Origin of the sequence: Pseudorhodoplanes sp. (assembly GCF_046289595.1) — a bacterium.
In the GTDB taxonomy this organism is placed as follows: domain Bacteria; phylum Pseudomonadota; class Alphaproteobacteria; order Rhizobiales; family Xanthobacteraceae; genus Pseudorhodoplanes.
The window spans coordinates 1-7,978 of sequence record NZ_JBKBVB010000164.1 but is presented as its reverse complement, the minus strand read 5'-3'; the positions used below and the strand labels follow the sequence as shown (position 1 = coordinate 7,978).

Here is a 7,978-nt window from a genome sequence, read left to right as displayed (position 1 = left end):
CGTCACGAAGTGACAGCCGATCTGCGCGGCAGCTACATCTGGTACAACGACAACAACCTCGACAATCTGAACAAGCCCGACATCAATCTTAAGGGCACCGGGCGGCTCGACATCACCAAGCAGACCAAGGCGGATGTCGAAGGCCGGTTTGCGCTTCTCGCCGACAATCCGGGCGATCCCAACCTTCCGGCCGATGTGGCCAAGCCGCCGCTCTATACCGTGGCCGGCGGCACCGCCGGCTTCACCCACAGCTTCAACCGGCTGGAATTGTCGCTGAAGGGCAGCATCGACCGCACCGTCTATGGCGATGCCGAGCTGAACAACGGGACGCTGCTCGATCTGCGCGACCGCAACTATAACCAGTATGGCGTCAGGCTGCGCGCCTCCTACGAGACGCTGCCGGGCATCAAGCCATTCGTGGAATATGGCATCGATCAACGCCGCCACGATCAAGAGAACGACGCCGCGGGCGTTGCGCGCAATTCGGACGGCTGGACCATCAAGGCCGGTTCGCAATTCGAATTGTCGCGCTATCTGGTCGGCGAGGTCTCGGCCGGCATGCTGGAGCGCAAATATGCCGATACGGTTTTTCCGACCATCCGCGCCCCGCTGATCGATGCGTCGCTGACCTATTACGCAACGCCGCTGACCACGCTGAAGGCAACCGCGGCCACGACAGTCGACGAATCCGTGCTGCCGGGCGTTGCCGGTGCGCTGCGTCGCGATTTCGGTTTCGCCATCGACCACGCCTTCCGGCGGTGGCTGATCGGCAATGTCACGCTCGGCTACGGCACCGACACATACGAGGGCTCAGACCGCAAGGACGAGCGCTACACATTCGCCACCAGCCTGATCTACAAGGCGACCCGCGAGCTGCATTTCAAGGCAGAAGCCCGGCAGGAGCGGCTAAAGTCCACCGTCGAGGGGCAGGACTACACCACGAATATCGTCACCGTGGGGCTCAGGCTGCAGCGGTAGCAGGTCTATCCCAGCAGCTGCTTCAGCTCTTCGCGCAGTTCCGGCGCGATGTCCTTGCGCTTCAGCGCATAGGCAACATTGGCGGTGAGGAAGCCGAGCTTGGAGCCGCAATCGAAGGAACGGCCTTCGAACTTGACCGCGTAGAACGGCTGGGTCTTGGCGAGCGCGATCATGGCATCGGTCAGCTGGATCTCGCCGCCGGCGCCGGTCTGCTGGTTTTCCAGAATGCCGAATATCTCCGGCTGCAGGATATAGCGGCCGGTGATCGACAGGTTCGATGGCGCATCCTCGCGTTTCGGCTTCTCCACCATCTTGGTGATCGCAACCGCCTTCCCGGCGTTCTTGCCGGAATCCTTTTCGACGCCGACGATGCCATACATGTGCACGCGGTCCATCGGCACTTCCTCGACCGCGATGAGATTGGCCCTGCTCTTCTGCTTGTTGTAGGCGGCGACCATCTGCGCCAGACAGCCCGGCTCGTTCTGCACCAGAACGTCCGGCAGCACCACGGCAAACGGCTCGTTGCCGACGATCTCGCGCGCGCACCAGACCGCATGGCCAAGGCCGAGCGGCGATTGCTGGCGGGTGAAGCTCGTGGTGCCGGCCGCGGGCGTGTCCTGATCGAGCAGCTTCAGCTCGCTTTTCTTGTGGCGCTCCTTGAGCGTGACTTCGAGTTCGAATTGCCGGTCGAAATGATCCTCGATCACCGACTTGTTGCGTCCGGTGACGAAGATCAGATGCTCGATCCCGGCCTCGCGCGCCTCGTCCACGACGTGCTGGATCAGCGGGCGGTCGACCACGGTCAGCATTTCCTTCGGCATCGCTTTGGTGGCGGGGAGAAAACGGGTGCCGAGCCCGGCCACCGGGAAAATCGCTTTACGAATAGGCTTCATAGGGGAACCGGAGAAAGAGGAGAGACCGGATTGGTGTTAGCACGCGGGTGCGGCAAAACACCCCCCGAACATCGCAAATCCTCCACGGATTTGTGAATGTTATTAATGGTCTGGCAACCCTATCCGTTCCCCATAGGACGCGGATTGTTTCATGGTGCGGTTGCGTGAGGCTGCGATGGCCTGTCGGTGGGGAAGTGTGTCGCGATTGTGGCTATCGGCGGCGTTCGCGACGGCACTGACCGGCTGTGCCGGCGGTGCGGTGGAGGATCGCGCGATGGTCGCCGCGACCGCATCGATCCCGCAGACGCCGCCTCCCTCGGCGGTCGCCCCGGCGCGTGCGGCCGCAGGTCCGGCGCCGCAAAGTCCGGCTCAGGCGCGGTCGCGGCGCGCCTTCGCGCAGGCCAACGGCCCGCAATGGAGCGGCGAGGACGGCGCGTCCGGCCATCCGCTGATGACCTCCGACGCCATCCGCGCCGCCGCTGCCGATTTCCAGGGCTGCCTGCAGCGGCTTTATCCGGCCGCATCCAGGCGCGGCATTCCGAAGCAGGCCTTCGATGCCATGACCCGCGATCTCACTCCCGATCTGCGGATCATGGATCTGGTCGACGCTCAGCCGGAATTCACCCTCGCATTCTGGGACTATCTGGACCGGCTGGTCGGCGAAGAGCGCATCCAGCGCGGCCGTGAGCTGCTGGCCGCGCACAAGGCGGTGTTCGATGCGATGGAGGCCCGTTACGGCGTCGACCGCTATGTCATCACCGCAATCTGGGGCATCGAATCGAAATATTCGACCATGATGGGCGAGCGCCCGGTGCTGCGATCGACGGCGACGCTCGCCTGTATCGGCCGCCGCCAGGACTATTTCCGTAACGAGTTTCTGGCCGCCCTCGAAATCCTGTATCGCGGCGACGTGCATCCGGACCGCATGAAAGGTTCCTGGGCCGGCGCTTTCGGGCCGACCCAGTTCATGCCGACGGTCTACAAGACCTATGCGGTCGATGCCGATGGCGACGGCCGGCGCGACCTGACCAGCTCCGTTCCCGATCTCCTGTTCTCAACGGCGAATTATTTCCGGCGTCATCATTGGGAGACCGGGCAGACCTGGGGCTACGAGGTCGTGGTCCCGAAAAACTTCAATTTCATGCTGGCGGACCGCAGCAAGGTCATGACCATTCGCGAATGGGAGCAGCTCGGCATTCGCCGCGCCGGCGGCCGGCCGTTCCCGCGCGCATCCGACCGGGCCTTCCTGATGGTGCCGGCCGGCAGCCAGGGGCCGGGCTTCCTGATGCTCAACAATTTCCGCGTGATCATGCGCTACAACCCGGCGGAAGCCTATGCACTGGCGATCGGCCATCTCGCCGACCGGCTGCGGGGCGGCGAGCCCTTTACCCAGCAATGGCCGCGGCACGAGCGCGTTCTGACCCGTGACGAACGGCGGGAAATGCAGGAATTGCTGGCCCGCCGGGGCTTCGACGCGGGGCAGCCGGATGGCCGGTTCGGACCGAAAACGCGGGCCGCGATCCGCGATTTCCAGGCGCGCGCCGGCTTGGTGCCTGACGGGTTCCCGAGCGTGACGGTGCTGGCAAGGCTGCGCGGAAATTAACGGTTTGATTGCCGGGTAAAGGGTTCGCCGACCTTCGCCTTGCCATGTTCTTTTGCTATGCAATGTCGGGTGGCCCGGCGGCTTGAGCCGCGGCCACGACGGCACGGAACGCGATGAATCGGCGGCACACAGCGCGAAAGCACGTCTTGGTGAAGGCCATTGGCTTCGGCGCTCTGGCGTTCGCGGCGGCTGCAATGAGCTGGCCCGCACAGGCGCAGTTCTTTCCGTTCGACGACCGCTTTTTCGGCCCGCCGCGACAGCAGAAGCCGCGACCGCCGGTGCAGCAGGATTTTTCCACCGCCCCCGCGCCAAAGAAGGCTGAAGCACCGCCGACCATCCGCATTCTGGTGTTCGGCGATTCCATGGCCGACTGGCTTGCCTTTGGACTTGAAGAACAGCTCGCGGAGACGCCCGAAATCGGCATCCTGCGCAAGCATCGGGCGTTTTCCGGCCTGATTCGCTACGAGCAAAAGAGCGACGCAGAATGGCCTAAGGTGGCGCGCGAGCAGATCGCCGCCGAAAAGCCGCAAGCCGTCATCGTCCTGCTCGGTTTGCAGGACCGGCTGGAGATTCGCGAGAAGGCGCCCGCGAAGCCGCAACCGCAGCCGCAGACCCAGCAGAAGCCCGGGCCCAACGGTCAGCCGGCGCAGCAGCAGCAGCAGCAGCAGACGCAGAAGCCGGCCGACAATAGCGACGACGAGACCCCGACGATCGCGAGCCCCGAGCCGCAACGCGCGACCCGGCCGGCCGGTCCGGCTGAGTTCCGCAGCGAAAGATGGGAAGAGCTCTACGGCGCCAGGATCGACGACATGATCGCGGCGCTGCGGACGGCGAATGCGCCGGTGCTGTGGGTCGGCATCCCGGCGGTCCGCGGCGCGAGGTCGACGTCGGACATGCAGTATCTCAACGACATCATCCGCCCGCGCGTGGAAAAGGCCGGCATGATCTTCGTCGATGTCTGGGATGGCTTTGTCGACGAGCGCGGCAATTTCATGCAACGCGGTCCGGACGAGACCGGCCAGATCCGGCAATTGCGCACGTCGGACGGCGTCCATTTCACCCGGTTCGGCGCCCGCAAGCTTGCGCATTATGTCGAGCGCGACCTGAAGCGCGTGCTGCGCGAGCCGATACCGGCTGCGCTCACGAATGTGTCGGTCGACCCGCAACCGGCGCAGCCGGCGAAGCCGACCGGTCCCGCGGCGCGGCCGCTCGCCGGACCGGTCATTTTGCTGGGCACGCCGCTGCAGGAACCGACAGAACTTGCCGGCGGTCCGCCGGAGAAGGCTGCGCCGGTGCTCGATGCAGTGGCGACACGAACCCTGGTGCGCGGCGAACCGCAGCGCAGCGAGCCCGGCCGCGCAGACGATACGTCATGGCCGCCGCGGATGCCGAATCTCGTCGCCGCCGAACCGCTGCCGCCGACCGGCCCGCCGCTCGCGATCGTGCGTGCGCCGGTTGCTGCGGCGGCGACCCAGCAGGCCGCGGCGCCGGGTGCAAAGCCCGGTGCGCCCGCCCCGGGCACCCGCGTTGCGAGTCAGCCGCAGCGCCAGCAACAGGCGCCGACCTTCTGGCGGCGTCCGGCAGCGGAGGGACCGCCGCGCTTCTTCTTCGGGCTGTTCGGCCGGTAAGATCGGGCGCTCACCGCGGCAGCGTGGTCGATCCCATCAGGAACTTGTCGATGGCATGCGCGCATTGGCGGCCCTCGCGGATCGCCCAGACCACCAGCGACTGGCCGCGGCGCATGTCCCCGGCTGCAAACACTTTGTGGATCGAGGTCTTGTAGTCCTCGGTATTGGCCTTCGCGTTGCCGCGCGGATCGAGCGCGACGCCGAGCGAAGCGAGCATGCCGTCCTTCACCGGATGCACGAAGCCCATCGCCAGCAGCACGAGATCGGCCTTCACGGTGAATTCGGTCCCGGGAATGGGCTTGATCTTGTCGTCGGCGCGTACGCAGCGCAGCGCCTTGATCTTGCCGTTCTCGCCTTCGAAGGCCTGCGTCAGCACCGAGAATTCGCGGACAGCGCCTTCGTCATGGCTCGATGAGGTGCGCAGCTTGTAGGGCCAGTCCGGCCAGGTCAGCGCCTTGTTTTCGCGCACCGGCGGCATCGGCATGATCTCGAAATTCGTCACCGAGAGCGCGCCTTGCCGGATCGAGGTGCCGATGCAGTCCGATCCGGTATCGCCGCCGCCGATCACCACCACATGCTTGCCGGTGGCGAGGATTTCCTTGACGCCGTTCAGCGGCTCGCCGGAGACTCTCCGGTTCTGCTGCGGCAGGAAGTCCATCGCGAAATGGATGCCGTCGAGGTCGCGGCCGGGGATCGGCAGATCGCGCGGATGCTCCGCGCCGCCGGTCAGCGCCACCGCGTCATATTCCGCGACCAGCTTCTCGACCGGCAGGTTGACCCCGACATGCGCGCCGTAATGGAAGGTGACGCCCTCGGCCTCCATCTGCTTGATCCGCATGTCGACGATTCCCTTCTCCATCTTGAAGTCGGGAATGCCGTAGCGCAGGAGGCCGCCGGCCTTTGCGAATTTCTCGTAGACATGGACCTCGTGCCCGGCGCGCGCGAGCTGCTGCGCGCAGGCAAGGCCCGCCGGGCCGGAGCCGACGATGGCGACCGTCTTGCCGGTCTTGTGCTGCGCCGGTTCAGGCTTGATCCAGCCGCTTTCGATCGCCTTGTCGGCGATCGCGCATTCGATGGTCTTGATGGTGACCGGGTTGTCGTCGATGTTCAGCGTGCAGGACGCCTCGCAGGGCGCGGGACAAACGCGGCCGGTGACTTCCGGGAAATTGTTGGTGGAGAGCAGGTTGCGCGCCGCCTCTTCCCAGTTGCCGCGATAGACGAGGTCGTTCCAGTCCGGGATCTGGTTGTTGACCGGGCAGCCGTTGTGACAATACGGGATGCCGCAATCCATGCAGCGCGCGGCCTGCTCGCGCGTCTCGCTCTCCGGCAGCGGCAGCACGAATTCGCGAAAATGCTTGATCCGCTCCTCGACCGGAGCGTAATCGCGATCCTCGCGTTCGATTTCGAGGAAGCCCGTAATCTTACCCATTGACGAACGATCTCACTCCGCCGCCTCGAGCGCCTGCGCGGCCGCGATTTCCTTGAGCGCGCGACGATATTCGAGCGGCATGACCTTGCGGAACTTGCTGCGATAGCTCTGCCAATTGTCGAGAATCGCCTGCGCCCGCGTCGATCCGGTCAGCTTGGCGTGCTGGCCAATATAGTAGCGCAGGCGTTCGGCGTCGTAGCGGGTCATGTCGGTCAGGATCTCGACGCGGCCCGCGGTCTCCAGGTCGTGCCGGGAATGATAGAAGCGGGCATTGGCCTCTTCTTCCTCCGGAACCGGCTCGAGCTCGACCATCGCCATATTGCAGAGCTTCTCGAAATCGCCGGTCTCATCGAGCACATAGGCGATGCCGCCCGACATGCCGGCGCCGAAATTGCGCCCGGTCGGGCCGAGCACGATCACGATGCCGCCGGTCATGTATTCGCAGCAATGGTCGCCCGCGCCTTCCACCACGGCGACCGCGCCGGAATTGCGCACGGCGAAGCGTTCGCCGGCAACACCGCGGAAATAGCATTCGCCGGAGATCGCACCGTACAGCACGGTGTTGCCGACGATGATGGATTCCTCCGGCACGATGCCGGAATCGGATGTCGGCCGCACAATGATCTTGCCGCCCGAGAGGCCCTTGCCGACATAGTCGTTGCCTTCGCCCTGCAGGTCGAAGGTGATGCCCTTGGCGAGCCAGGCGCCAAAGCTCTGACCCGACGTGCCGGTCAGCGACACATGGATGGTGTCGTCCGGCAGGCCCTCATGGCCGTAGCGCTTGGCCACTTCGCCCGACAGCATCGCGCCGGCGGAGCGGTCGATATTGTGGATTTCGGCCGCAATCTTCACCGGCGCACCGCGATCGAGCGCGGGGCCCGCCTGCGCGATCAGCTTGCGGTCGAGAATATCGTGGATCTTGTGATCCTGGCGTTCGCAATTGTAGATCGCCACCCCCTCCGGTGCGACCGGCTTGGTGAACAGCTTCGAGAAGTCGAGACCCTTGGCCTTCCAGTGCGCAATCACCGCGCGCTGGTCCAGCATCTGAATCTGGCCGATCATCTCGTCGAACGTGCGGAAGCCCATTTCAGCCATCAGCTCGCGCACTTCCTCGGCGACGAAGAAGAAGTAGTTGATGACGTGCTCGGGCTGGCCGGTGAAGCGCTTGCGCAGCACCGGATCCTGGGTGGCGACGCCGACCGGGCAGGTGTTGAGGTGGCACTTGCGCATCATGATGCAGCCGGCCGCGATCAAGGGCGCGGTGGCAAAGCCCATCTCGTCGGCGCCAAGCAGCGCGCCGACGACGACGTCGCGGCCGGTGCGGATGCCGCCGTCGACCTGGACCGTGATGCGGCCGCGCAGGCGGTTCGCCACCAGTATCTGGTGCGTCTCGGCAAGGCCGATTTCCCAGGGGCTGCCGGCATGCTTGATCGAGGTGAGCGGGGAG

Annotated in this window: 6 protein-coding genes; 3 read left to right on the top strand and 3 right to left on the bottom strand. The window is 65.2% G+C overall.

From position 1 onward, the window contains the following. On the top strand, positions 1-978 hold a 978-nt coding region (locus ACK41X_RS21765), incomplete at its 5' end, for an outer membrane beta-barrel protein (RefSeq protein WP_409727849.1). 5 nt (positions 979-983) lie between these two features. Here ACK41X_RS21765 and galU read toward each other — a convergent pair. Then, complete coding sequence (gene galU, locus ACK41X_RS21760; protein WP_409727847.1) at positions 984-1,871, bottom strand: UTP--glucose-1-phosphate uridylyltransferase GalU; 888 nt, start codon at positions 1,869-1,871, stop codon at positions 984-986. A gap of 151 nt (positions 1,872-2,022) precedes the next feature. On the opposite strand from galU, the gene ACK41X_RS21755 reads away from it, so the two are divergent. Beyond that, positions 2,023-3,474 carry a lytic murein transglycosylase gene (locus tag ACK41X_RS21755; protein ID WP_409727844.1) on the top strand — a complete coding sequence of 484 codons (1,452 nt, stop codon included), beginning with the start codon at positions 2,023-2,025 and terminating at the stop codon, positions 3,472-3,474. Positions 3,475-3,668: 194 nt separating this feature from the next. Then, positions 3,669-5,102: a GDSL-type esterase/lipase family protein gene (locus tag ACK41X_RS21750; protein WP_409727841.1), complete on the top strand. Its 1,434-nt coding sequence runs from the start codon at positions 3,669-3,671 to the stop codon at positions 5,100-5,102. 10 nt (positions 5,103-5,112) lie between these two features. Here the strand turns inward: ACK41X_RS21750 and ACK41X_RS21745 are convergent, their stop codons facing one another. Both ACK41X_RS21745 and ACK41X_RS21740 read right to left on the bottom strand, forming a co-directional pair. After that, positions 5,113-6,531, bottom strand: a complete 1,419-nt coding sequence (locus tag ACK41X_RS21745) for a glutamate synthase subunit beta (RefSeq protein ID WP_409727838.1) — start codon at positions 6,529-6,531, stop codon at positions 5,113-5,115. Positions 6,532-6,543: 12 nt separating this feature from the next. Next, on the bottom strand, positions 6,544-7,978 hold a 1,435-nt coding region (locus ACK41X_RS21740), incomplete at its 5' end, for a glutamate synthase-related protein (RefSeq protein ID WP_409727835.1).

Coding starts and splice junctions, on each gene's coding strand:
- ACK41X_RS21745 (WP_409727838.1), bottom strand. CDS start 6,531: ATGGGTAAGATTACGGGCTTCCTCGAAATCGAACGCGAGGATCGCGAT.
- ACK41X_RS21755 (WP_409727844.1), top strand. CDS start 2,023: ATGGTGCGGTTGCGTGAGGCTGCGATGGCCTGTCGGTGGGGAAGTGTG.
- galU (WP_409727847.1), bottom strand. CDS start 1,871: ATGAAGCCTATTCGTAAAGCGATTTTCCCGGTGGCCGGGCTCGGCACC.
- ACK41X_RS21750 (WP_409727841.1), top strand. CDS start 3,669: ATGAGCTGGCCCGCACAGGCGCAGTTCTTTCCGTTCGACGACCGCTTT.